Here is a 22343-nt window from a genome sequence, read left to right on the forward strand (position 1 = left end):
CTCTGAAGGAGTCTGGATGGACGACACCACCACTCGCCCGCGCCGACTGGCGCTCGTACTGGCCGCCACCGGCGCACTCGTCGCCGGTGCCCTGGCCACCACCCCGGCCGCCGCCGCACCGGCCCACCCCGACACCGGTACCAGGACGATCGGAGCCCGGGGGTTCGGCTGCGCCACGGCGCAACCCGGCCGGATGTCCTGCCTCGGCAGGTTCGCACCGCGCCGGGTGCGCACCCGCGCCGGCCGGCCGGTCGCGCCGGCGACCACCGGCAGCCCCACCACCGTCGGGCTCACCCCGGCACAGCTGGTCGACGCGTACGGCCTGGGCAGCGCCAACGCCGCCGGCCGCACCGTGGCCATCGTCGACGCGTACGACGCGCCCACCGCCGAAGCGGACCTCGCCACCTACCGTGCCGCGTACGGGCTGCCGGCCTGCACGAGCGCGAACGGCTGCTTCCGCAAGGTGAACCAGGACGGCGCCGCGAGCCCGCTGCCGGCCGGCGACTACGGCTGGGCCGAGGAGATCTCGCTGGACCTCGACATGGTCTCCGCGGTCTGCCCGTCCTGCCACATCCTGCTGGTCGAGGCGAACTCGGCGGACATCGACTCGCTCGGCGCGGCCGAGGACACCGCGGCCACCGCGAGCGGCGTCGTCGCCGTCTCCAACAGCTGGGGCGGTGCCGAGGACGCCACCGAACTCGATGCGGACAGCCACTTCCAGCACCCCGGCGTGGCGATCACCGCCAGCTCCGGCGACTCCGGGTACGGGGTGTCCTGGCCTGCGGCCTCGCCGTACGTCACGGCGGTCGGCGGTACCAGCCTGAGCACCGCGAGCAACGCCCGCGGCTGGACCGAGACCGCCTGGTCCGGCGCCGGTTCCGGCTGCTCGACGCAGGAGGCGAAGCCGTCCTGGCAGCACGACAGCGGCTGCGCGAACCGCAGCGTCGCCGACGTGTCCGCGGTGGCCGACCCGAACACCGGCGTCGCCGTGTACGACACGTACAACAGCTGCGGCACCGGTTCGTGGTGCGATCTGCTGCTGGCGCTCGGGCTGGCGCAGGGCGCGGACGGCTGGGTGCAGGTCGGCGGCACCAGCGCCTCGTCGCCGATCATCGCGTCGGTGTTCGCGCTGGCCGGCAACACCGGCTCGATCGACCAGTCGTATCCGTACTCGCACGCGTCGGCGCTGCACGACGTGACGAGCGGCAACAACGGCAGCTGCGGTGGCAGCTACCTGTGCACCGCGGGGGCCGGCTACGACGGCCCGACCGGCCTCGGCACCCCGAACGGCACCGGCGCCTTCTGACGAACCCCGATCCACGTCGACCGATGGGCCGGACCGCGTCAGCGGCCCGGCCCGGCCGTCGCGGTGACCGTCGACCACAGGGCCGCGACGAGCGGCGTACGCAGGTGGTCGCGGCGCACGCACGGCCCGATCCGGAACGGCGCCAGCGGCGGCCGCGCCGGAACCTCGGTCAGCCGGTCGGCGAGCGCGCTGCTCGACAGCACCAGCCGAGGGACGACCCCGACGCCGCAGCCGAGCGCGACGAGCGCCAGCAGCGCCTCGTGGCTGTCCACGAAGGACACCCGGGTGGGCGGGCTGTCGCGCCGGCGCAACCAGCGGTCCGCCGCGGTGCGGGCGAGTCCGCTCCGCGGTAGAACCAGCGGGGTACCGGCGGTGATCCGGCGCGGTGCGGCCGGGCCGAGAGCCGTGACGAACACCAGCGGCGTCTCGGTCAGCGGCCGGCTGATCAGCGACGCCGGGATCCGGTCCGGCAGCGCGGCGACCGCGAGGTCCACCGACCCGTCGTCGACCCGGGCGATCGCCTCGGCCGCGGCGCCGGTGCGCAGCTCCAACTCGACCTGCGGGTGGGCGGCCCGGAACGGTGCCAGGAGGTCCGGCAGCAGCGTCTGGCAGGCGGTCACCGAGGCGAACAGGGTGACCCGGCCGGTCAGCTCGTCGCTGTCGCCGGCGGGCTCCCGGTACTCGTCCCACAGCCGCAACGCGTCCCGCGCGTAGCGCTGGAACCGGTGCCCCGCCGCGGTCAGCGCGACGCCGCGCGGGCCGCGGTCGAGCAGCCGTTCGCCGGCCTGTACCTCCAACCGCTGGATCACCCGGGTCAGCGTGGCGGGGCTGACGTGGCACTCCGCGGAGGTCCGGCCGAAGTTGAGCGTGTGCCCGAGATGCAGGTAGAGCCGCAGGTCACGATGGGCGTCCATGAAGGCGTTCCGGTTCCTGAAACGATCCGATGCGATAGTTGCGCTTGCTGCAAGCTATCCCGGCGACCTAGAACTGCGCCATGACCACGTTCACCTCCGACGTCTTCGACGTCGAGACGATCGAACTTGCCGGCACCACCGAGAGCATCGTCCGCGGCGGCCGGCACCTGTTCGGCCGGCTGCCGGCCGCGCTCGCCGGGGTACGCCGGATCGGGGTGCTCGGGTGGGGTCCGCAGGGTCGCGCCCAGGCGCTGAACCTGCGCGACTCGCTGGCCGGTACCGGGATCGGCGTCACGGTCGGAGTGTTCGTGGCCGCGATGGTCGCGCAGATCGACGTCCTCGCCGAACACGGGCATGCCTGGTCCGAGATCGTCAACGAGTCGGTCATCGAGGCGGTCGACTCGTTGCTGCCGTACATGCGGGCCCGCGACGTCTCCTACATGGTCGACAACTGCTCGATGACCGCCCGGCTCGGCGCGCGGAAATGGGGTCCGCGGTTCGCGGCGGCCCTCGATCAGCTCGCGTTCCCGGCCGCCGACGGCATCGAGCCGCTCGATCCCGCACCGCTCGCGGCGTTCGCCGATCATCCGGTGCACGGGGTACTCGCGCGGCTCGCCCCGCTCCGCCCGCCGGTCGACATCTCCGTCTGACCCGCCACCGCGCCACGCCCGCCCGGGCCCGCGGCGCGCGGTCAGGCGCGGGCCGCGCGGTCAGGCGCGGGCCGCGCGGTAGGCGGCGGCGTCTCGCTGGTACCGCTGGTGCTCGGCCCGGTGGTCCGGGATGTGGTCAGCGGCGCCGGCGAAGCGGGTCAGGCCCTCGTTCGCGGCCGCGGCAAGCGGTGCGGACCGCGCCCACATCCGCTTCTCGTACCCGGCGAGCGCGGCGTCGGCCGGCTGCGTCGCGATCGCGGTGGCCAGCTCGGCGGCGTCCAGCAGCGCGAGGTTCGCGCCCCAGCCGCCGAGCGGTGGCATCACGTGCGCCGCGTCGCCGACCAGCGTGACGCCGGGCCGGTGCGGCCAGGTGAGCCCCGCCGGCAGCGCGTGGATCGGCCGGTGCAGGTACCGGCCGTCGGTGTCGGTCAGCAGTGGCCGGAACCGCGCGCCCCAGCCGCCGTACGCGTCGAGCAGGTAGCGCCGGATCGCCGCGGCGTCGCTCGGGTCGAGCCCGGCCCGCCGGGGCCAGTCGGCCTCGATGCGCATGCTGAGGTAGCAGCGGATCTGGCCGCCGCTGTTGCGTTGCGCGACGATGGCCCGCCCGGCGCCGTCGTTCGCGAACAGGTGACCGGTGCCGACCAGTGCGGCGATCTCCGGGTGCCGCGCTTCCACGTCGTCGAACCGCACCTCGACGAACGACACCCCGGTGTACGCCGGGGCGGCGTCGCTGACCAGCGGCCGGACCCGGGACCAGGTGCCGTCGGCGCCGATCACGAGATCGGCCGCGGCGTGGCCACCGTCCGCGAAGCGCAGCCGGTACCCGCCGTCGACCGCGTCGACGCCGACCACCCGGTGTCCGAAGTGGACGGTACCGGCGGGCACGCTGCCGGCGAGCAAGCGGCGCAGCTGCCCGCGGTCGATCTCCGGGGCCGCGTCGTCGTCGGCGTCCGGGACGAACGCGGCGAGCTCGGTGCCGTGCTGGTCGACCCGCCGCTTCGCCTGGTCCTCGTACCGGGCGACGGCGGTGAACGCCTCCAGCAGGCCGGCGTCGGCGAGCGCGATCTGCCCGGTGTCGGCGTGCAAATCGAGGCTCCCACCGGCGTCTCGCGAGGTCAGCGACGTGTCGGCGTCGTAGACGGTCGCGGGGATGTCGTGGTTGTGCAGGACCCGGGCGCACATCAGGCCGGCCGGGCCGGCGCCGACGATCGCGATGCGGGGTGTGGTGTTCATGGCGCTCCTCCTTCGACGACGCGACCATCCTGACTGGTCGCTCGGTAAGTTGGACCGTAACTGAACGGGCGCTCGGTAAGCAACTACACTGGGACCCCGTGAGAGGAGGGTCATGACCGGACGCGAACGGCGCAGCGGCGCCGACACCCGCGCGCAGATCCAGCGGGTCGCGCGACAGCTGTTCACCGAGAAGGGCTACGAGGCGACCTCGACCCGCGACCTGACCGAGGCGCTCGGCCTGACCAAGTCGTCGCTCTACTACCACTTCCGCAACAAGGAGGAGATCCTCGCCAGCCTGGTCGAACAGCGCCGCCGCGACCTGGACGAGCTGATCGACTGGGTGCGCGACCAGCCGCGCGGGCCCGACCTGGCGCGCCGGACCGCGCTGCGCTGGCTCGCCGGTACCACCCCGGAACACCTCGCGACGATGCGACTCGCACACGCCAACCAGCCGGTCATGCGGCGGATCACCGGCCACGGCACCGACGTGGTCGGTGGGATCGACCGGCTGATCGACCTGCTCGCCGGCGAGCACACCGACCCGCAGGGCCGGATCCTGCTGCGGATGACGTTCGACACCGTCCGGGCGGCGCTGCTCGCCGCCCCGGCTGGCGTCGAACCGGCCGACGTGCTCGCCGCCGCCCGGCGCGCCACCCTCGCCCTCACCGCCGCGGTCGCCGACCCGCCGCCGGACACCGCCACCGACCCGCCGGACACCGCCGCCGACCCACGCGCGGACACCGCCGGCTGACGTCCCTCGCCGTCTACCCGGAGGCGGACAAACCGTCGGCTGACGCCCTCGCCGTCTACCCGCAAGCGGGCGCCGCCGGCCAGTCTGTGCTGCGCGGGCGGCGCCGCGGATCAGCGGCGGGCGGTGCGGAACGCGGACGTCAGGTACGGCATCGGGAAGCGGTCCCGGCCGCGCAGGTCGGGGTGCGTGGCGCACAGCTGCCGCACCTCCGACTCCAGCCGGTCCCGCTCCGCCGGCGCCGAGGTCAGGTAGTACGAGCGGGAGCGGATCAGCGCGACGAGCAGGTCGGGTGAGGACGGCACCTCGTGCCGGAAGTCGGCCCGCTGCATCGGCTCGAACAGCTCGTCCGGCAGCTCCGGCGGGACCACCGCCTCGCTGCCGACGATCTCGGTCAGCCGCGCGACCCAGTCGACCTCGTTGTCCCGGTGGTTCCAGATCGGCGCGAACACCCCGCCGGGCGCCAGCAACCGGGCGATCTCCGGGTGCGCCACCGCAGGATCGAACCAGTGGTACGACTGGGCCGCCACCACGGCGTCGACGCTGGCGTCCGGCAGCGGTACGGACTCGGCGGAGCCGGCGGGGGTCGCCACCCCGGGCAGTCGGGCGGCGAGCTTGGCGCGCATCCCGGGGTCGGGTTCGACCGCGAGCACGTCGTGCCCGGCGGCGACCAGCTGCCGGGTGAAGATGCCGGTTCCGGCGCCGAGGTCGACCACCTTCCGCGATGCCGGGCCGAGCATCCAGTCGATCGCCTCGGCCGGATAGGACGGGCGTACCTCGTCGTACAGATCGGCGGCGGGGCCGAAGGACAACCGGTGTCTGTCGCGCTTCTCGGGCTCCATGCCGGGCCACGCTACCGACGCGGTGCGACGGCGCCGAGCCGCCGCCGGGGATCGCCACCGTTTCCGCACGAGGCCTGCACACCGACCGCTCGCCGGCGGCGCCGGGGCGACTCGTTACGCTGAGCGTTGCGTGTCACCGACCCAGCGAACAGAGAGTTGCCGTGAGTACCGACGAGCCGCGCAACGCAGACGAGCAGGACGAGCTTCCCGAGCAGATGCGGGTCCGGCGGGAGAAGCGGGCCAAGATGCTCTCCGACGGCGTCGAGCCGTACCGGCTGGGTTTCCCCCGCACCGCGACCCTCGCCGAGGTGCGCGACAAGTACGGCGACCTGCCGCCGGACACCACGACCGGGGACACGGTCGCGGTCACCGGCCGGGTGATCTTCATCCGCAACACCGGCAAGCTGTGCTTCGCCACGCTGCGCGCCGGTGACGGTACCGAGCTGCAGGCGATGCTGTCCGCCGCCGAGGTGGGCAAGGAGTCGCTGGACGAGTGGAAGCGCCTGGTCGACCTGGGCGACCACGTCGGCATCGAGGGTGAGGTGATCACCAGCCGGCGCGGCGAGCTGTCGGTGTTCGCGAGCCGCTGGGAGATCACCTCGAAGGCGCTGCGGCCGCTGCCGGTGGCGCACAAGCCGATGTCGGAGGAGGCGCGGGTCCGGCAGCGCTACGTCGACCTCATCATGCGCCCGGAGGCCCGGCAGACGGTACGGACCCGGGCGAACGTGGTGCGCAGCCTGCGCGATACGTTGCACGAGCGGGGTTTCGTCGAGGTCGAGACGCCGATGCTGCAGCCGTTGCACGGTGGAGCGACCGCGCGACCGTTTGTCACCCATTCGAATGCGCTCGATATCGATCTGTATCTACGGATCGCGCCGGAGCTCTATCTCAAGCGCGCGGCGGTCGGTGGAATCGAGAAGGTCTTCGAGATCAACCGCAACTTCCGGAACGAAGGCGTCGACTCCTCGCACTCGCCGGAGTTCGCCATGCTGGAGTTCTATGAGGCTTATGGGAACTATGACACGGTGGCCGATCTGACCCAGGAGCTCGTGGTGCGCGCCGCCCTTGCGGTGCACGGCAGCACGATGGTCACCCATCAGGATGGCAGTCAGTTCGATCTCGGCGGGGAATGGCGCCGGATCAGCATGTACGGGGCGCTGTCCGACGCGCTCGGCGAAGAGGTGACACCGGCCACCGAGCACGCGAAGCTGGTGGCGTACGCGCAGGCGCACGAAATTGCGGTGGACCCGGCCTGGGGCGCCGGGAAGCTCGCCGAGGAGCTGTTCGACGAGTTGGTCGCCGACCGGCTCGTCGAACCGACGTTCGTGCGCGACTATCCGGTCGAGACGTCACCGTTGGTGCGACCGCACCGCAGCATCCCCGGGGTGGTCGAGAAGTGGGATCTGTACGTGCAGGGATTCGAGCTCGGCACCGGCTACTCGGAGCTGGTCGACCCGGTCGTCCAGCGGGAACGGTTGACCGCGCAGTCGCTGCTCGCGGCCGGCGGTGACGCCGAGGCGATGCAGCTGGACGAGGACTTCCTGCGCGCTCTCGAATACGGCATGCCGCCGACCGGCGGGGTCGGAATGGGGATTGACCGGCTGTTGATGGCGCTCACCGGTCTCGGCATCCGGGAAACCATCCTGTTCCCGCTTGTCCGCCCGGAGTAGTCGGCCGGTCACGGTACTGCCCGCCGAACCGGTCATCGTGTGCCGGTGCGGGGTAAAGCAGCATCGGCGGTGGCTCAATTATCTCTTGGTTTTTCCCCGCCCGGGTATTCGTCGGGCCGATGAGTTATTGTTTTCCCCGAGCTCGGCAATCGACCACCAGAAGGGATCGCGCTGTGGCGCAGAAGGTACAGGTCCTCCTCGTCGACGACCTGGACGGCGGGGAAGCCGCGGAGACCGTGAAGTTCGGTCTGGACGGTATGAACTACGAGATCGACCTTTCCGATTCCAATGCCCAGGGCCTGCGTGACGCGCTCGCGACGTACGTCGAGAAGGCGCGCAAGCTCGGTCGCGGTGGCGTGGCCCGCGGTGGCGCCGCGCCGCGAAATCGAGGCACCTCCTCGGCGGCCAGCGACCGCGAGCAGAATCGCGCCATCCGCGAGTGGGCAAAGCGTAAAGGCCTGGATATCTCCGATCGCGGACGCATTTCCGCCGACATCGTGGAGCGTTACCACGCGGAGGCGGGTCGCTGAGTCGACCCGACCGCAGCTGGGCCGCGGCCCGGACACCGACGGGTGTCCGGGCCGCGTGCTGTTCCGGCCGGGCCGCCGAGCCGGTGATCACCTGGTGTTCTGAGACGCATTCGAACGGTGATGTCGACCACCGTCGCGGGACGGCCGGGCGACCGTCCGGGCCGGCCGCGACCGGGTGAACGGGTCGCGCCGGGCAGGTTCCCGGCGCCGTCGACGACGCGCCGATTTCGCTCTTGGCGTACAGCCGTGGCGGGGTGGAACAGCCCGGCCCTGCGCCTGGTTGACTCAAAGGTCCTGCACACCGGCACAGTCACGGCCGACCGGCTGTGTCCCGTGGTTGGTTTGGCGGGGGGTTGGGCGCCCGCCGCCGTCAGGAGAAGGTCAGCCGCCAGCGATAGAGTGATGACACGGACACCAGCAGGTGCTCGTGGCTTGGCGGAGAACTCGGCAGCGGGTTCGCCGGCAAGGCTCACAACCGGGTGACCGAGGACCGCAACCGGGACACGAGCACGTGAGGAGCACGAAGGAATGTTCGAGAGGTTCACCGACCGCGCCCGTCGCGTTGTCGTCCTGGCCCAAGAAGAGGCCCGGATGCTCAACCACAACTACATCGGTACCGAGCACATCCTGCTCGGGCTCATCCACGAGGGTGAGGGCGTTGCGGCCAAGGCGCTGGAGAGCCTCGGCATCTCCCTCGAAGGCGTCCGCCAGCAGGTCGAGGAGATCATCGGCCAGGGCCAGCAGGCGCCGAGCGGGCACATCCCGTTCACCCCGCGCGCCAAGAAGGTGCTGGAGCTGTCGCTGCGCGAGGCGCTGCAGCTCGGCCACAACTACATCGGCACCGAGCACATCCTGCTCGGCCTGATCCGCGAGGGCGAGGGCGTCGCGGCCCAGGTGCTGGTCAAGCTGGGCGCCGACCTCAACCGGGTGCGGCAGCAGGTCATCCAGCTGCTGTCCGGCTACCAGGGCGGCAAGGAGGCCGCCGGTGCCGGCGCGACCGGTGAGGCCACCCCGTCCACCTCGCTGGTGCTCGACCAGTTCGGCCGCAACCTGACCCAGGCCGCCCGGGAGGCGAAGCTCGACCCGGTCATCGGCCGGGAGAAGGAAATCGAGCGGATCATGCAGGTCCTCTCCCGCCGCACCAAGAACAACCCGGTGCTGATCGGCGAGCCCGGCGTCGGCAAGACCGCCGTGGTCGAGGGCCTGGCCCAGAAGGTCGTCAAGGGCGAGGTGCCCGAGACCCTGAAGGACAAGCAGCTCTACACGCTCGACCTGGGCGCCCTGGTGGCCGGCTCGCGCTACCGCGGTGACTTCGAGGAGCGGCTGCGCAAGGTCCTGAAGGAGATCCGCTCCCGCGGCGACATCATCCTGTTCATCGACGAGATCCACACCCTGGTGGGTGCGGGTGCCGCCGAGGGCGCGATCGACGCCGCCAGCATCCTGAAGCCGATGCTGGCCCGCGGCGAGCTGCAGACCATCGGCGCGACCACGCTCGACGAGTACCGGAAGTACCTGGAGAAGGACGCGGCGCTGGAGCGCCGGTTCCAGCCGATCCAGGTGGACGAGCCGTCGCTGGCGCACACCATCGAGATGCTCAAGGGCCTGCGCGACAAGTACGAGGCGCACCACCGCATCTCGATCACCGACAAGGCGCTGGTGGCCGCGGCGACTCTCGCCGACCGGTACATCTCGGACCGCTACCTGCCGGACAAGGCGATCGACCTGATCGACGAGGCCGGCGCCCGGATGCGCATCCGCCGGATGACCGCGCCGCCGGACCTGCGCGAGTTCGACGAGAAGATCGCCCAGGTCCGCAAGGACAAGGAATCCGCGATCGACGCGCAGGACTTCGAGCGGGCCGCGCAGCTGCGCGACTCGGAGAAGCAGCTGCTGAACCAGAAGTCGCAGCGCGAGAAGGAGTGGAAGTCCGGCGACCTGGACGTGGTCAGCGAGGTCGACGACGAGCAGATCGCCGACGTGCTGGCCAACTGGACGGGCATCCCGGTCTACAAGCTCACCGAGGAGGAGACCTCCCGGCTGCTGCGGATGGAGGACGAGCTGCACAAGCGGGTCGTCGGCCAGGAGGACGCGGTCAAGTCGGTCTCGCAGGCGATCCGGCGCACCCGGTCCGGCCTGAAGGACCCGAAGCGGCCGTCCGGTTCGTTCATCTTCGCCGGCCCGTCCGGCGTCGGGAAGAGCGAGCTGTCCAAGGCGCTGGCCGAGTTCCTGTTCGGCTCGGAAGACTCGATCATCCAGCTGGACATGAGCGAGTTCCACGACCGGTACACGGTGTCCCGCCTGGTCGGCGCGCCTCCCGGCTACGTCGGGTACGACGAGGGCGGCCAGCTGACCGAGAAGGTGCGGCGCAAGCCGTTCTCGGTGGTGCTGTTCGACGAGATCGAGAAGGCACACCCGGACGTGTTCAACACGCTGCTGCAGATCCTGGAAGACGGTCGGCTGACCGACGGCCAGGGCCGCATCGTGGACTTCAAGAACACGGTGATCATCCTGACCACCAACCTGGGCACCAGGGACGTGGCCAAGGCGGTCTCGCTGGGCTTCTCCCAGTCGAACGACTCGGACAGCAACTACGAGCGGATGAAGCTGAAGGTCCAGGACGAGCTGAAGAAGCACTTCCGGCCGGAGTTCCTCAACCGGATCGACGACACGGTCGTGTTCCACCAGCTGTCCGAGGACAACATCCTGGAGATCGTGGACATCATGATCGCCCGGATCGAGACGCAGCTGCGCAACAAGGACATGGGCATGGAGCTCACCGACGGGGCCAAGCGGTTCCTGGCGAAGAAGGGCTTCGACCCGGTCCTGGGCGCTCGGCCGTTGCGCCGCACGATCCAGCGGGAGATCGAGGACGCGCTGTCCGAGCGCATCCTGTTCAACGAGATCACCCCGGGCCAGATCGTGGTGGTGGACGTCGAGGGCGACCCGGCCGACATCGACAAGTCGCACCTGGTCTTCCGCGGCACCACCAAGCCGGCCGAGGTGCCGGACGCGGTGCCCGCCGACCTGAGCACCGGCGACGCCGAATAGCAGCAGGCAACACCGCACTGGCCCCGGACCGCACGGTCCGGGGCCAGTGTCGTTTCGGGGTCGGCGTCCGGGCGTGGCCGGTGGTGCCGGCGTCCGGGTATGGCCGGTGGTGCCGGCGTCCGGGTATGGCCGGTGGTGCCGACGGAGGTCAGGCGGTGCCGGCGTGTCGCTGGTAGTGCCGGGCGACCCGGGCGCGGTTGCCGCAGGACGGCCGGCACCACTGCTGGCGGGGGCTGCTGCGGACGAAGTAGCGCACGCAACGCGGTGCCTGGCAGGCCCGGAGCTGATCGAGGTTCGGGCCGGACAGGAACTCGATGGCCGCGCGGGCAAGGCCGGCGGCCAGGCGGGACCGCTCGTCGTCCGGTTCGCCGCGCCAGGCGACGGTCGGCGCCGCCGCGTCCGGCCAGCCGAGTACCGGGTGTACGGGGACCGCGGCGGCGGCCAGGTTGAGCCGGTCCAGCGCCACAGGCGACGGCAGCAGCGCGTGCGCGTCCGCGCGGCTCGGCGGCTCGGGCCGTACGGCCTCGGCGAACAGGCTGCGCATCGCCAGCCGCACGGACACGACGGCGGCCCGGGTCGGCTCGTCGGCGGCACCGATGCCACCGAGGTACGAGCGGAGCGGCTCGGCCTCCGCCCGCAGCCAGGACGCCAGGCCGGGAACGTCGGCGAGGTCGTCGGCGACCCCGCCGGCCCCGTCGTGCCGGAGCGTGCCGGACAGGGCCAGGGACAGCCGGACCACCTGCTCGGACGACATCGATCTCGTCCCTTCCCGGTTGCGGAGTCGGACCGGCTCACTCTAGCGTGCCTAATGCTTGATCTGAATCAAGGCATTAGGAGGAGAGCCCGTGTTGCTCATCGCACACGTCAGTGACACCCACCTGGACAGCCATCCACGCTCCGCCGAGCGGACCGCCCGGGTGTTCGACTACCTGCACGAACTGCCGCGGCAGGTGGACGCGATCCTGGTCACCGGGGACATCGCCGACCACGGCGAGGTCGCCGAGTACGAGCTGGCGGCCAGGCTGTTCGACTCGCCGCTGCCGGTCCTCGTCTCCCCGGGCAACCACGACGTCCGGGCCGCGTACCGGAAGGGGCTGCTCGGCGACGACAGCGGCGCGACCGGGCCGATCAACGCGCGGCACGACGTCGCCGGCGCGGTGTTCCTGGTCGCCGACTCGTCGATCCCCGGCGAGGACGCCGGGCGGCTCGACGCGGAGACGCTGGACTGGCTCGCCACCGAACTCGACTCGATCCCGGCGGCCACGCCGACCTTCGTGGCGTTCCACCATCCGCCGGTCGTCCTGCACCATCCGGTCATCGATCCGACCCGGTTGCTGGACGCCGACCCGCTCGCCGCGCTGGTGGCCGCGCATCCGCAGGTCGTCGCGGTGCTGACCGGCCACTTCCACACCGCCGCCGCGAGTACGTTCGCCGGCCGGCCGCTGCGGATCGCGCCCGGCGTGGTGTCCACGCTGCGGATGCCGTGGGAGGGCGACGGACCGCTGGTCACACAGAGCCAGCCGCCGGGCGTCGCGTTCCACGTGTACGACGACGCCGGGCTGCTCACCACGCACTACCGGGTGGTGGTGTAGCCGCCGGTCAGGACGGCAGGGCGTAGCGGTCGCCGGGGAGGCGGTGCACCAGGCCGTCGTCGAGCAGGCCGGCCAGCGCCCGCTCGCGCTGGGTACCGTCCTGCCACACCGCGTCGAGCGCGGCGCGCGGCACCGGCGCGGTGGCCTCCCGCAGCACCGCCATCAGCAGGCCACGCACCTGCCGGTCGGTGCCGGCGAACTTCTGGACCTTGCGGGCCGGTCCGGTCGCCGCCGGGCGGCCGGCGCGCTGCCAGCCGCACTCGGCGTACACCGGGCAGTCCGCGCAGCGCGGGGCGCGGGCGGTGCAGATCAGCGCGCCGAGCTCCATGAACGCGATCGAGGCGCGGGCCGCATCGGCCGGGTCGGCCGGCAGCAGCTCCTCCACCGCGGCTAGGTCGGCCACCGTACGAGGCGGGCCGGCGTCGGCGAGCGCCGTCACGGCCCGGGCGACGAACCGGCGGACGTTGGTGTCCACCACCGGGTGCCGGTCGCCGTAGGCGAACACGGCGACCGCCCGCGCCGTGTACGAACCGATGCCGGGCAGCGCCAGCAGCGCCTCGACCTCCCGCGGCACCTCGCCGCCGTGCCGCTCCACCAGCGCCTTCGCGCACTCGTGCAGCCGCAGCGCGCGACGCGGGTAGCCCAGCCGGCCCCAGGCCCGGATCACCTCGGCCGCCGGCTCGACGGCCAGGTCCTGCGGGGTGGGCCAGCGGGCCAGCCACTCCCGCCACACCGGCAGTACCCGGTGCACCGGGGTCTGCTGCAGCATGATCTCGCTGACCAGCACCGCCCAGGCGGACACGTCCGGCGCCCGCCAGGGCAGCTCGCGGGCGTGTTCGGCGTACCAGTCGCCGACGAGCGCGGCCAACCGCCGCTGGAGTACCGAGCCGTCCATCGTCGCCCGATCCTGCCACACCGCCCCGGCAGACCCCGGTACCGCCGGGACGAGGCGCTCGGTGCCGAGCCGCGTTATGCGCGGTAGTTCTTGCCGATCGGGGTGCCGGGGATCGGCTGGGCGATCAACGCGACCGGGATGAACAGGCAGATCTGGCCGATCACCAGGGTGAGCGTCCACAGCGCCCGCTCGTCGTAGTGCGCGGCGGCCCGGGCGTACAGCTCGTCGTCGACCCGCCGGCCGGTCGGGTTCGGCACGAGTACCGCCTCCACCAGCTCCAACGCGACCCGCTCGGCGTCGGTGAAGTACGGTGCGTCCCGCCACGAGGCGACCGCGGTGATGCGCTCCTCCGGCTCCCCCGCCTTGCGCAGCAGGTCCGTCTGCCGCACCGTGTGGTAGGTGCTGCCGACGATCTGGCCGGCCCGCAGCTGTACCAGGCCGATCGTCGCCCGGGGCACGGCGCCGTTGCGGGCCGCCTTGGCCAGCGCGGTCGACACGGCGCCCAGCTCCGGGAAGTACCGGGCCGGGTCGGGCAGCCGGGAGGTGGCGGCGGCTGGTTCGGTGCTCGTGGTCATCTCGCGTGGTTCCTCTCGTCCGAACGGGCGTCGGTCGTCCCGATGCCTCGCCCCTTCGACGACGCGCGGCTGCCGAACGTGAGGCGGCCCGGCGCTGTGATGTGCCCGCCGGACGGTGGCGTCACGACCGGGCGTGCTGTTTCGTCGAACCGGTGGGGGAGTCGGGGTACGAGAGGGACGGTGGGTGGATGGACACGGGGTTTGTGGACGATCCGGGCCTGGCGGCGGTCGTCGGCGAGCGGCGCGCGCTGATGAACCTCGCGTACCGGCTGTTGGGCTCGCTCGCCGACGCCGAAGACGTCGTGCAGGAGACGTACCTGCGCTGGTACCGGCTGTCCGCGGAGCAGCGGGCGCAGATCGTGTCGCCGGGCGGCTGGTTGACCACGGTGGCCAGCCGGATCTGCCTCGACGTGCTCGGCTCGGCGCGCGCCCGGCGGGAGCGCTACGTCGGCGAGTGGATTCCCGAGCCGGTGCCGGGCGACGGGACGCCGCTCGGTGGCCCGGTGGCGGGCCCGCCCGACGATCCGGCCGACCGGGTCACCCTGGACGAGTCGATCACGATGGCGTTCCTGGTCGTCCTGGACTCGATGACGCCGGCCGAGCGGGTCGCGCTGATCCTGCACGACGTCTTCGGGTACCGGTTCGCCGACGTGGCGGGGATCGTCGGCCGCAGCGAGGCGGCGTGCCGGCAGCTGGCCACCTCGGCGCGGCGCCGGATCCGGGCGGCGCAGCCCGCGGCGGCGCCGGACGGCGCGGTGCGCCAGCGGGTGGTCCGGGACTTCCGCCGGGCCTGGGAGGCGCAGGACATCGACGCGCTGTTGGGCCTGCTCGATCCGGACGCCACCGTCGTGGTGGACGGCGGCGGGCTGGTGCATGCGGCCCTGCGTCCGATCCACGGTGGGGACCGGATCGTCCGGTACCTGCTGCGCTTCGTCGGCCCCGGTCCGCGCACGACGCTGCTGGAACGCACCGTGAACGGCCGGCCGGGCCTGGTGGCGCGGCGCGGCGACGACCTGGTCGTGGTGGCCGCGGTCGAGGTCACCGGCGACCGGATCAGCCGGATCTGGGCGGTACGTAACCCGGAGAAGCTCCGCGCCGACTGGGCGTAGAAACGTAACCTTCACCGCATATCCGCCGAAACCCGATCTGCGCCGATCGTGGCACGTCACGTTTCCGGCCGGCGTACCGTCGGATGGTCATGACACGAGTGTTGGTGACAGGCGGTACGGGTGTGCTCGGCCGGGCACTGGTCGAGCGGCTCAAGGAACGCGCCGAGGTACGGGTGCTCAGCCGGCGCGAGGGGCTGCCGACCGGTTCGGTCCGCGGCGACCTGGAGAGCGGCACCGGGCTGGCCCAGGCTCTCGACGGGGTGGACGCGATCGCGCACTGCGCGACCAGCGCCGACTACCGACATCCCGAGCGCGACGTGGCGCAGACCCGGCGGCTGCTCGCCGAGCGCGGCGAGCGGCCGCTGACCTACATCTCGATCGTCGGCGTGGACGAGATCCCGTTCGCCTACTACCGGGCCAAGCTCAACTCGGAACTGGCCATCGCGCAGTCCGGCGCGCCGTGGACGGTGCTGCGCGCCACCCAGTTCCACGACCTGGTGTTGCGCTTCCTGCGGCCGATCGCGCGCCCGCCGATCGCCCTGGTACCGAACCTGACGGTGCAGCCGGTCGACGTCGGCGACGTGGCCGACCGGATGGCCGACCTGGTGCTCGGTGAGCCGGCCGGGCGGGTGCCGGACATGGGCGGGCCGGAGGTGACCGCGCTGCCCGACCTGATGCGCACGTACCTGTCGGTCGCCGGACTGCAGCGGCGCGTGCTGCGGATGCCGGTACGGCTGCCGGGGCGCACCATGGCGGCGTTCCGGGGCGGCGCGCACCTGACGCCGGACCACCCCGACGGGCGCGTCACGTTCGCCGAGTACCTGGAGCGGTTGCGCCAGTCGGACGGCACCATCAGCAGCGCGTACTGACCGGTCCGGTGCCCGCACACCACGTGTGACGCGGGTGATCGGCGGCCGTCGATCCGGCGCGCCTACCGGCTTTCGCCGACGTCGTCGCTAACGTGTTCGAGCATGCGGATGACGGTTGGCCCGCTCCCACCCGCCGTCTACTGGCGACGGCGGGTGGTCGTGCTGGCCGGCGTGGCGCTGGTGGTCGTGCTCACCGTGTGGGCGTGCAGCCCGGGGGCGCCCAAGACGTCGTCCGGCCCGCACGCGGCCGGAGCGAAGCACTCGTCGCGCCCCGGGTCCGGCTCCGGAACGGCGACCGGCCCGGTGACCGGTGACCCGTCGCCCACTGGCAGCGCCTCGGCGAGCCCCACGCCGACCGCAGGCAGCGGCGACGGCGCGCCGGTCGACGCCTCCGCCGTACCACCGCCGGCCGACGACGACGAACCCGCCGGGCACTGCAGCGACGACGCGCTGACCGTCTCGGTACGGGTGGACCCGCGCACCATGCCGGCCGGTTCGACCCCGGCGCTGTACCTGACCATCGGGAACGGCTCGCGCAAGGCGTGCACCCGCGACATCGGCGCCGACCAGCAGGAGCTGTACGTCAAGCACGGCGACACGACGGTCTGGTCGTCGGACTACTGCGACGCCAACCACGGCTCCGACGTCCGCCGGTTCGACCCGGGCGTGCACGTCACGTACCGGTTGGTGTGGGACGGCCGCACGGCGAGCAAGGGCTGCAAGACGGCCCGGCACGCCCTGTCCCGCGGCTCCTACTCGCTGGACGGCCGGGTCGGCACCAAGCACGCCAAGCCCTTCCCGCTGACCGTCACCTGACCGCCTCACTCGGCCCAGTCGAGCTGCGGTTCCGCACAGCAAGGGGCCGTCAGACGTAGCGTTCCAGGATGGAGGCCTCGGCGAGGCGGGAGAGGCCCTCGCGGACGGTGCGGGCGCGGCTGTCGCCGACGCCGTCGACGGCCTGCAGGTCCTCCACGGTGGCGCCGAGCAGCCGCTGCAGCCCCCCGAAGTGGCCGACCAGCCGGTCGACCACCGGGGACGGCAGCCGCGGCACCTTCGCCAGCAGCCGGAACCCCAGCGGGCTGATCGCCGCCTCCAGCGCCTCGGTGGTCGCCGGGTAGCTGAGCGCCTTGGCGACCGCGGTCAGGTCCAGCAGCTCGGTCGCGGACAGCTCGTCGAGCTGCGCCAGCACCTCGTGCACCTCCGGCGGGATCCGCCCCGGCGGGAAGTAGTCGCGGATGACCAGGGCGCGGTCCTCGTCCACGCCGGCCATCAGCTCGTCGAGCTGCAGCGCCAGCAGCCGGCCGTCGGTGCCGAGCTCGATCACGTACCCCTCGATCTCGTCGGCGATCCGGCGCACCATCTCCAACCGCTGCACCACGGCCATCGCGTCCCGCACCGTGACCAGGTCCTCGATCTCCAGCGCGGACAGCGTGCCGGACACCTCGTCCAGTCGCGCCTTGTACCGCTCCAGGGTGGCGAGCGCCTGGTTCGCCCGGGACAGGATCGCCGCCGAGTCGTCCAGCACGTGCCGCTGCCCGGTCACGTACAGGCTGATGATGTGCATCGACTGGCTCACCGAGATCACCGGGTACCCGGTCTGCCGGGCCACCCGCTCCGCGGTGCGGTGCCGGGTGCCGGACTCCTCGGTCGGGATCGACGGATCGGGCATCAGGTGCACCGCGGCCTGCACGATGCGTGAGCAGTCGTTGGTGAGGATGACCGCGCCGTCCATCTTGCACAGCTCGCGCAGCCGGGTCGCGGAGAACTCGACGTCCAGCGGGAAACCCCCGGTGCACAGCACGTCGACGGCCCGGTCGTACCCGAGCACGATCAGCGCCCCGGTGTTGCCGCGCAGGATCCGCTCCAGGCCCTCCCGCAGTGCGGTGCCCGGCGCCATCAGCGCGAGCGTCGCGCGCAGCGGATCATCCCGGTCGATTGGCACCTCGCCGCTCCTTCGATCACCGCCGGAGAACCGGGGCCGCCCCGCCCCGGTCACGGGCCACCCCGCCCGGCACAGTGTAGGGAATCCGGGGCATGCCATCACCGCCCCGACGATCACTCGCTCACGCTTCGTGTCCGAAGCGATGTGCACGGCTCCGGTCGGCCGCGAGCAGGCGAAGGCAATGCCGTCGGTACCGGTATGAACCGGGCGGGGTCAGTCGCGCGATTCCCGAGTGGCGTCGGCCACCGCGCGCAGCGCCGCGCCCAGGTCGGGCACCTCGGTGACCGACAGCCCGGCCGGCGCGTCGACCCCGGTCGCGGCCGGCCCGCAGCCGACCGGCACCAGCGCCCGGGTGAAGCCCAGCCGGGCCGCCTCGGACAGCCGCCGCGGCACCGCCGAGACCGGCCGCACCTCGCCGGCGAGCCCGACCTCGCCGATCGCGACCAGGTCGGCCGGCAGCGGGAAGTCGCGGGACGCCGACGCCACCGCCAGACTCACCGCGAGGTCGGCCGACGGCTCGGTCACCCGCACCCCGCCGACCGTCGCGGCGAACACCTCCCGGTCGTGCAGCCGCACCTTGCAGCGGCGTTCCAGCACCGCGAGCGCCATCGCCACCCGGGCCGAGTCGAGCCCGGACACCGCGCGCCGCGGCGACGGCAGCACCGACGGCGCCACCAGCGCCTGCACCTCGGTGAGCAGCGGCCGGCGGCCCTCCACCGTCACCGTCACGCAGGTGCCCGGCACCGGGTCGGCATGCCGGGACAGGAACAGCCCGGACGGGTCGGCCAGGCCGCGGATGCCGCCGTCGTGCATCTCGAAGCAGCCGACCTCGTCTGCCGCACCGAACCGGTTCTTCACCGCGCGGACCAGCCGCAACGTCGAGTGCCGGTCGCCCTCGAAGTGCAGCACCACGTCGACCAGGTGCTCCAGCACCCGGGGCCCGGCGATCGCGCCGTCCTTCGTCACGTGGCCGACCAGCACGGTGGCGATGCCGCGCTCCTTGGCCACCGCGACCAGCGCCGCGGTGACCGCCCGGACCTGGGTCACCCCGCCGGCCGAACCGTCCACCTCCGGGGAGGCGATGGTCTGCACCGAGTCGAGGATGAGCAGGCCCGGCTTGACCGTGTCGATGTGGCCGAGCACGTTCGCCAGGTCGGTCTCGGTGGCGAGGAACAGGCTGTCGTGCACCGCACCGGTGCGCTCGGCCCGCAGCCGCACCTGCGCCGCCGACTCCTCGCCGCTGACCACCAGCGACGGGGTGGCCGCGGGCTGCGCCGGCGCGCTGGCACACCAGCGGTAGGCCACCTCCAGCAGCAGCGTCGACTTGCCGACGCCGGGCTCGCCGGCGAGCAGCACCACCGAACCCGGCACCAGGCCGCCACCGAGCACCCGGTCGAGCTCGCCGACGCCGGTCGGCCGGTGCGCCGCCTCCTCCAGATCGACCGTGCCGATCGGGCTGGCCGGCACGGACGGGGCGCGCGCGGCGAGTGCCGGCATGGCCGCCGGTGCGGCCGCGGCCGGCGCCGCCTCGACGACCGAGCCCCAGCTGCCGCAGTCGGGGCAGCGGCCCACCCATTTCGGCACCGCGAACCCGCACGCGTCGCAGTGGTACGCGGGGCGGACGGTGCGGACCGCCGCACCGCGTGAGGCGGAACCGGGTCGAGTGCCGGAGCTTCGGGAAGTCACGGCCGAAACGCTATGCCCCGGGTACGACAGTGCCGCGGCGCCGCGCCCGGCAGGCGCGATGCCGCGGCACTCGTACCGGTTCGGCTCAGCCCTCTTCGGGGTGCTCGACGCCCGCCGGGGAGCGCTCGGTGACCTTCTCCGGCGGTGCCATCGGCACGTCGATCTGGATGTCGCCGGCCTTCTGGAAGTGGAACACCAGGCGCACCGTCTGGCCCGGCCGCAGGTCCCGGCGCACCTTGTACAGCTCGAGGTATTTGCCCTGGTCCGGCAGGAGCGTCAGCAGGTCCTGGGACGCCACCTTGAGGTCGAACCGGTCCGGGCCGGGCGGCTGGTCGTTCGGCGTCGGCGAGGCGCTGCCGGACGGCGATGCGGTACCCGACGGGGACGCGCTGCCGGACGGCGACGCGGAGGCCGAGGCGGAGCTGTCGACGAAGACGACGGACTCGGCCGCGTTGGTGCTCACCGAGGTCAGCACGTCGTCGTCGGCTCCCGAGTTGGCGATCCGGGTCACCAGCGGGGCGTCCTGGCCCGCGGTGTACGTCGCGTCGCCGTCGCCGCGGAACAGCACGGTGAGGTCGCGCAGCGCGATGGTGCCGGAGTCGGACTGGGCGTTCGCGCCCTGCACGGCGGGCTGGATCTTCGCGGTCTCGGAGATCTGTCCGGCACCGCAGCCGGCGAGCACCGCGGCGGCACCCACCCCGGCAACCAGCGCGAGCGCGCCGCGTCGGGTGAACCGACGCAGCCGAGGCGATCGAGACGACACAACACTGCGGCTCACGGTGCCGATCCTCCTTGCTGCAATGCCCAGGTAGGCCATCGGACAGCCTAATGCCGGCCGTACCGGTACGTGCGGAGAGGTGCCGATCGGGGCGGGCGACCGGCTCGACGGGTCAGCCGGTGGCGGCGCCGGCGAGTACCAGCAGGGCGACGTCGACCAGGGCGACCACGAGCACCACCCGGAAGGTGGCGCGGGAGCCCGGCCGGCGTCCGGCGACGGCGCCGACCACGAGCGCGGCGAGCGCCACCGCGAACCCGGCCGGGCCGTACCAACCCCGTACGCCGTAGGCGAGCAGGCCGGAGGCGGCCAGCAGCAGCGCCGCGCCGACCCACCAGGCGGTCCGGGCGCCGAGCCGGTGCGGCAGTCCCGCGATGCCGGCGGCGCGGTCGGCCGCCAGGTCGGGCAGCGTGTTGAAGAAGTGCGCCCCGCCGCCGAGGGCGGCGCCCGCGGCGCACAGCCACCACGGCACCGCGACACCCGCGCCGAGCAGCACGAACGCCGGCAACAGGGCGAACGAGGCGAGGTAGGGCAGCACCGAGGCGGGCGTGGCCTTCAGCGGCCGGTCGTACAGCCAGGCGCAGCCGACCGCGGCGAGGTGCACCGCGCCGGCCAGCCACCCGGACAGCAGCGACAGCGGTACCGTCGCCGCCGCCGCGGCGACCGCCGACGCGCGCAGCGTGGCCGGCGTGACCAGCCCGGTCACCACCGGCTTGTCCCGGCGGCCGGCGGCGAGGTCGCGGGCCGCGTCCAGCCAGTCGTTCGCCCAGCCGACGGAGAGCTGGCCGGTGACCACCGCGGCGGCCACCGACGCCGTACCGGCGGCGCCGCGGCCGACCGCGACCGACAGCACGGTCGCCACCAGTGTGACCGCCGCCACAGGCTCCGGGTGGCAGCCGCGGACGAGCCCCAGCACGGTTCGCCGCACCCGCGCCGGACCGCCGCCGGTCGTCGCCGGCTCGTCCGGTCGCCGCACGCTCACCAGGCAAGACTCCGCATCCGCATACGGCCAGTCTGCCCGTCCTCGTCCGGTCCCCGCGCGTACCGCTGCGGCGTGGCACGCCGGGCTGGCACGCGGCGTACCCCGATGAACCACCCGAGCATCCCGTTCGTGTGACAGGGTCGGGAGGTGACCGCGATGGTGCGCACCGTCGATCGGGCGCCGGGCCGGCACCGGGGCCGCAACGAGCTGTCCCAGTACGAGCGGCTGCGGGACGAGTGGTGGCGCCCGGGCGGCGTGTTCGCCTCGCTGAGCTGGCTGGCCGAGGCGCGGGCCCGGCTGGTACCGCCGGCGCCCCGGCCCGGCGCGGTACTGGTCGACCTGGGCTGCGGCGGTGGGCTGCTCGCGCCGTGGCTGGCCGGTCGCGGGTACCGGCACGTCGGCGTCGACCCCGTCGCCACCTCGCTGCGGGTGGCCCGGGAACACGGGGTGACGCCGCTCGCCGGCGACGCGTACCGGGTGCCGCTCGCGTCCGGCTGCGCCGACGTGGTGGTGGCCGGTGAGCTGCTGGAACACGTGGCCGACCCGGCCCGGGTGATCGCCGAGGCGGCACGGCTGCTGCGGCCGGGCGGGCTGCTGGTCGGCGACACGATCAACGCGACGATGGTGGCCCGGCTGATCCTCGTCACGCTGGGTGAGCGGATACCGGGGGTCGTGCTGCCGCGTGGCCCGGGGGGCCGGCTGCGGTTCCGGCCGGTGATCGCGGCCGGCATCCACGACCCGGACCTGTTCGTACCGCCCGGGCTGCTGCGCACCGCGGCCCGCGCGCACGGGGTGGACCTGCAGGTACGCGGGCTGCGGCCGGGCGTACCCGGGCTGCTGCGGTTCGTCGCGACCGGGCGCGGGCCGGTGACCATGCGGGCCGGTGGTTCGTCGGCGCTGCTCTACCAGTTTCGCGGCCGGCGCCGCGGCCGGCCGCCGGGTGAGACACCGTGAGAAGCAGGCATCGGCGGCCCGAC

General features: G+C 73.1%; 21 protein-coding genes. 11 read left to right on the forward strand and 10 right to left on the reverse strand.

Going from position 1 to position 22343, the window contains the following annotated elements; translation table 11 throughout:
• Nucleotides 1-16: 16 nt before the first annotated feature.
• Entirely contained in the window at nucleotides 17-1306 is a 1290-nt protein-coding gene (locus Asera_RS09275; RefSeq protein ID WP_051802297.1) for a S53 family peptidase, read from the forward strand.
• Nucleotides 1307-1344: 38 nt separating this feature from the next.
• Here Asera_RS09275 and ilvY read toward each other — a convergent pair whose 3' ends face one another.
• On the reverse strand, nucleotides 1345-2220 hold the full coding sequence (gene ilvY / locus Asera_RS09280; RefSeq protein WP_030446538.1) for an HTH-type transcriptional activator IlvY: 876 nt from the start codon (nucleotides 2218-2220) through the stop codon (nucleotides 1345-1347).
• Between the two features lie 80 nt (nucleotides 2221-2300).
• Here ilvY and Asera_RS09285 point away from each other — a divergent pair, with 80 nt between their 5' ends.
• Complete coding sequence (locus Asera_RS09285) at nucleotides 2301-2870, forward strand: hypothetical protein (protein WP_030446539.1); 570 nt, start codon at nucleotides 2301-2303, stop codon at nucleotides 2868-2870.
• A 60-nt stretch (nucleotides 2871-2930) separates the two neighbouring features.
• Here Asera_RS09285 and Asera_RS09290 read toward each other — a convergent pair whose 3' ends face one another.
• Nucleotides 2931-4103, reverse strand: coding sequence for an FAD-dependent oxidoreductase (locus tag Asera_RS09290; RefSeq protein WP_030446540.1), 1173 nt, complete (start codon nucleotides 4101-4103; stop codon nucleotides 2931-2933).
• 112 nt (nucleotides 4104-4215) lie between these two features.
• Here Asera_RS09290 and Asera_RS09295 point away from each other — a divergent pair, with 112 nt between their 5' ends.
• Nucleotides 4216-4854, forward strand: a complete 639-nt coding sequence (locus Asera_RS09295; protein ID WP_084131623.1) for a TetR/AcrR family transcriptional regulator — start codon at nucleotides 4216-4218, stop codon at nucleotides 4852-4854.
• A gap of 110 nt (nucleotides 4855-4964) precedes the next feature.
• Here Asera_RS09295 and Asera_RS09300 read toward each other — a convergent pair whose 3' ends face one another.
• The gene (locus tag Asera_RS09300; RefSeq protein WP_030446542.1) at nucleotides 4965-5693 is read right to left on the reverse strand and encodes a class I SAM-dependent methyltransferase; all 729 of its coding nucleotides are present in this window, start codon (nucleotides 5691-5693) and stop codon (nucleotides 4965-4967) included.
• Between the two features lie 215 nt (nucleotides 5694-5908).
• Between Asera_RS09300 and lysS the strand changes: the two genes are divergently transcribed.
• The 3 genes from lysS to Asera_RS09315 all read left to right on the forward strand — a co-directional run bounded on the left by lysS (nucleotide 5909) and on the right by Asera_RS09315 (nucleotide 10941).
• Nucleotides 5909-7363 (forward strand): lysine--tRNA ligase, encoded by a 1455-nt coding sequence (gene lysS / locus Asera_RS09305; RefSeq protein WP_051802353.1) that lies wholly within the window; start codon nucleotides 5909-5911, stop codon nucleotides 7361-7363.
• 173 nt (nucleotides 7364-7536) lie between these two features.
• Nucleotides 7537-7893, forward strand: a complete 357-nt coding sequence (locus tag Asera_RS09310) for a histone-like nucleoid-structuring protein Lsr2 (RefSeq protein ID WP_030446544.1) — start codon at nucleotides 7537-7539, stop codon at nucleotides 7891-7893.
• Between the two features lie 528 nt (nucleotides 7894-8421).
• Nucleotides 8422-10941: an ATP-dependent Clp protease ATP-binding subunit gene (locus tag Asera_RS09315; RefSeq protein WP_030446545.1), complete on the forward strand. Its 2520-nt coding sequence runs from the start codon at nucleotides 8422-8424 to the stop codon at nucleotides 10939-10941.
• A gap of 148 nt (nucleotides 10942-11089) precedes the next feature.
• Here Asera_RS09315 and Asera_RS09320 read toward each other — a convergent pair whose 3' ends face one another.
• Nucleotides 11090-11695 carry a CGNR zinc finger domain-containing protein gene (locus tag Asera_RS09320; protein ID WP_030446546.1) on the reverse strand — a complete coding sequence of 202 codons (606 nt, stop codon included), beginning with the start codon at nucleotides 11693-11695 and terminating at the stop codon, nucleotides 11090-11092.
• 91 nt (nucleotides 11696-11786) lie between these two features.
• Here Asera_RS09320 and Asera_RS09325 point away from each other — a divergent pair, with 91 nt between their 5' ends.
• On the forward strand, nucleotides 11787-12533 hold the full coding sequence (locus Asera_RS09325) for a metallophosphoesterase (RefSeq protein WP_030446547.1): 747 nt from the start codon (nucleotides 11787-11789) through the stop codon (nucleotides 12531-12533).
• Nucleotides 12534-12540: 7 nt separating this feature from the next.
• On the opposite strand, the gene Asera_RS09330 is transcribed toward Asera_RS09325, so the two are convergent.
• On the reverse strand, nucleotides 12541-13428 hold the full coding sequence (locus Asera_RS09330) for an HhH-GPD family protein (RefSeq protein WP_051802354.1): 888 nt from the start codon (nucleotides 13426-13428) through the stop codon (nucleotides 12541-12543).
• 74 nt (nucleotides 13429-13502) lie between these two features.
• Nucleotides 13503-14003 carry a carboxymuconolactone decarboxylase family protein gene (locus Asera_RS09335; RefSeq protein ID WP_030446549.1) on the reverse strand — a complete coding sequence of 167 codons (501 nt, stop codon included), beginning with the start codon at nucleotides 14001-14003 and terminating at the stop codon, nucleotides 13503-13505.
• 188 nt (nucleotides 14004-14191) lie between these two features.
• On the opposite strand from Asera_RS09335, the gene sigJ reads away from it, so the two are divergent.
• The 3 genes from sigJ to Asera_RS09350 all read left to right on the forward strand — a co-directional run bounded on the left by sigJ (nucleotide 14192) and on the right by Asera_RS09350 (nucleotide 16797).
• The gene (gene sigJ, locus Asera_RS09340) at nucleotides 14192-15112 is read left to right on the forward strand and encodes an RNA polymerase sigma factor SigJ (RefSeq protein ID WP_030446550.1); all 921 of its coding nucleotides are present in this window, start codon (nucleotides 14192-14194) and stop codon (nucleotides 15110-15112) included.
• A gap of 89 nt (nucleotides 15113-15201) precedes the next feature.
• Nucleotides 15202-15981 (forward strand): SDR family oxidoreductase, encoded by a 780-nt coding sequence (locus Asera_RS09345; RefSeq protein ID WP_030446551.1) that lies wholly within the window; start codon nucleotides 15202-15204, stop codon nucleotides 15979-15981.
• A gap of 102 nt (nucleotides 15982-16083) precedes the next feature.
• Nucleotides 16084-16797, forward strand: a complete 714-nt coding sequence (locus Asera_RS09350) for a hypothetical protein (protein ID WP_030446552.1) — start codon at nucleotides 16084-16086, stop codon at nucleotides 16795-16797.
• A gap of 49 nt (nucleotides 16798-16846) precedes the next feature.
• Here the strand turns inward: Asera_RS09350 and disA are convergent, their stop codons facing one another.
• The 4 genes from disA to Asera_RS09370 form a co-directional block, all read right to left on the reverse strand.
• On the reverse strand, nucleotides 16847-17878 hold the full coding sequence (disA, locus tag Asera_RS09355) for a DNA integrity scanning diadenylate cyclase DisA (protein ID WP_244844166.1): 1032 nt from the start codon (nucleotides 17876-17878) through the stop codon (nucleotides 16847-16849).
• 258 nt (nucleotides 17879-18136) lie between these two features.
• A complete protein-coding gene (radA, locus tag Asera_RS09360; RefSeq protein WP_030446554.1) occupies nucleotides 18137-19609 on the reverse strand; it encodes a DNA repair protein RadA in 1473 nt (490 codons plus the stop codon).
• Nucleotides 19610-19694: 85 nt separating this feature from the next.
• The gene (locus Asera_RS09365; RefSeq protein WP_157034832.1) at nucleotides 19695-20387 is read right to left on the reverse strand and encodes a copper chaperone PCu(A)C; all 693 of its coding nucleotides are present in this window, start codon (nucleotides 20385-20387) and stop codon (nucleotides 19695-19697) included.
• 112 nt (nucleotides 20388-20499) lie between these two features.
• Nucleotides 20500-21366: a UbiA family prenyltransferase gene (locus tag Asera_RS09370; RefSeq protein WP_342344414.1), complete on the reverse strand. Its 867-nt coding sequence runs from the start codon at nucleotides 21364-21366 to the stop codon at nucleotides 20500-20502.
• Nucleotides 21367-21522: 156 nt separating this feature from the next.
• Between Asera_RS09370 and Asera_RS09375 the strand changes: the two genes are divergently transcribed.
• Entirely contained in the window at nucleotides 21523-22320 is a 798-nt protein-coding gene (locus tag Asera_RS09375) for a methyltransferase domain-containing protein (RefSeq protein WP_030446557.1), read from the forward strand.
• Nucleotides 22321-22343 lie beyond the last annotated feature (23 nt).

The organism is Actinocatenispora sera, from assembly GCF_018324685.1.
Taxonomy (GTDB): domain Bacteria; phylum Actinomycetota; class Actinomycetes; order Mycobacteriales; family Micromonosporaceae; genus Actinocatenispora; species Actinocatenispora sera.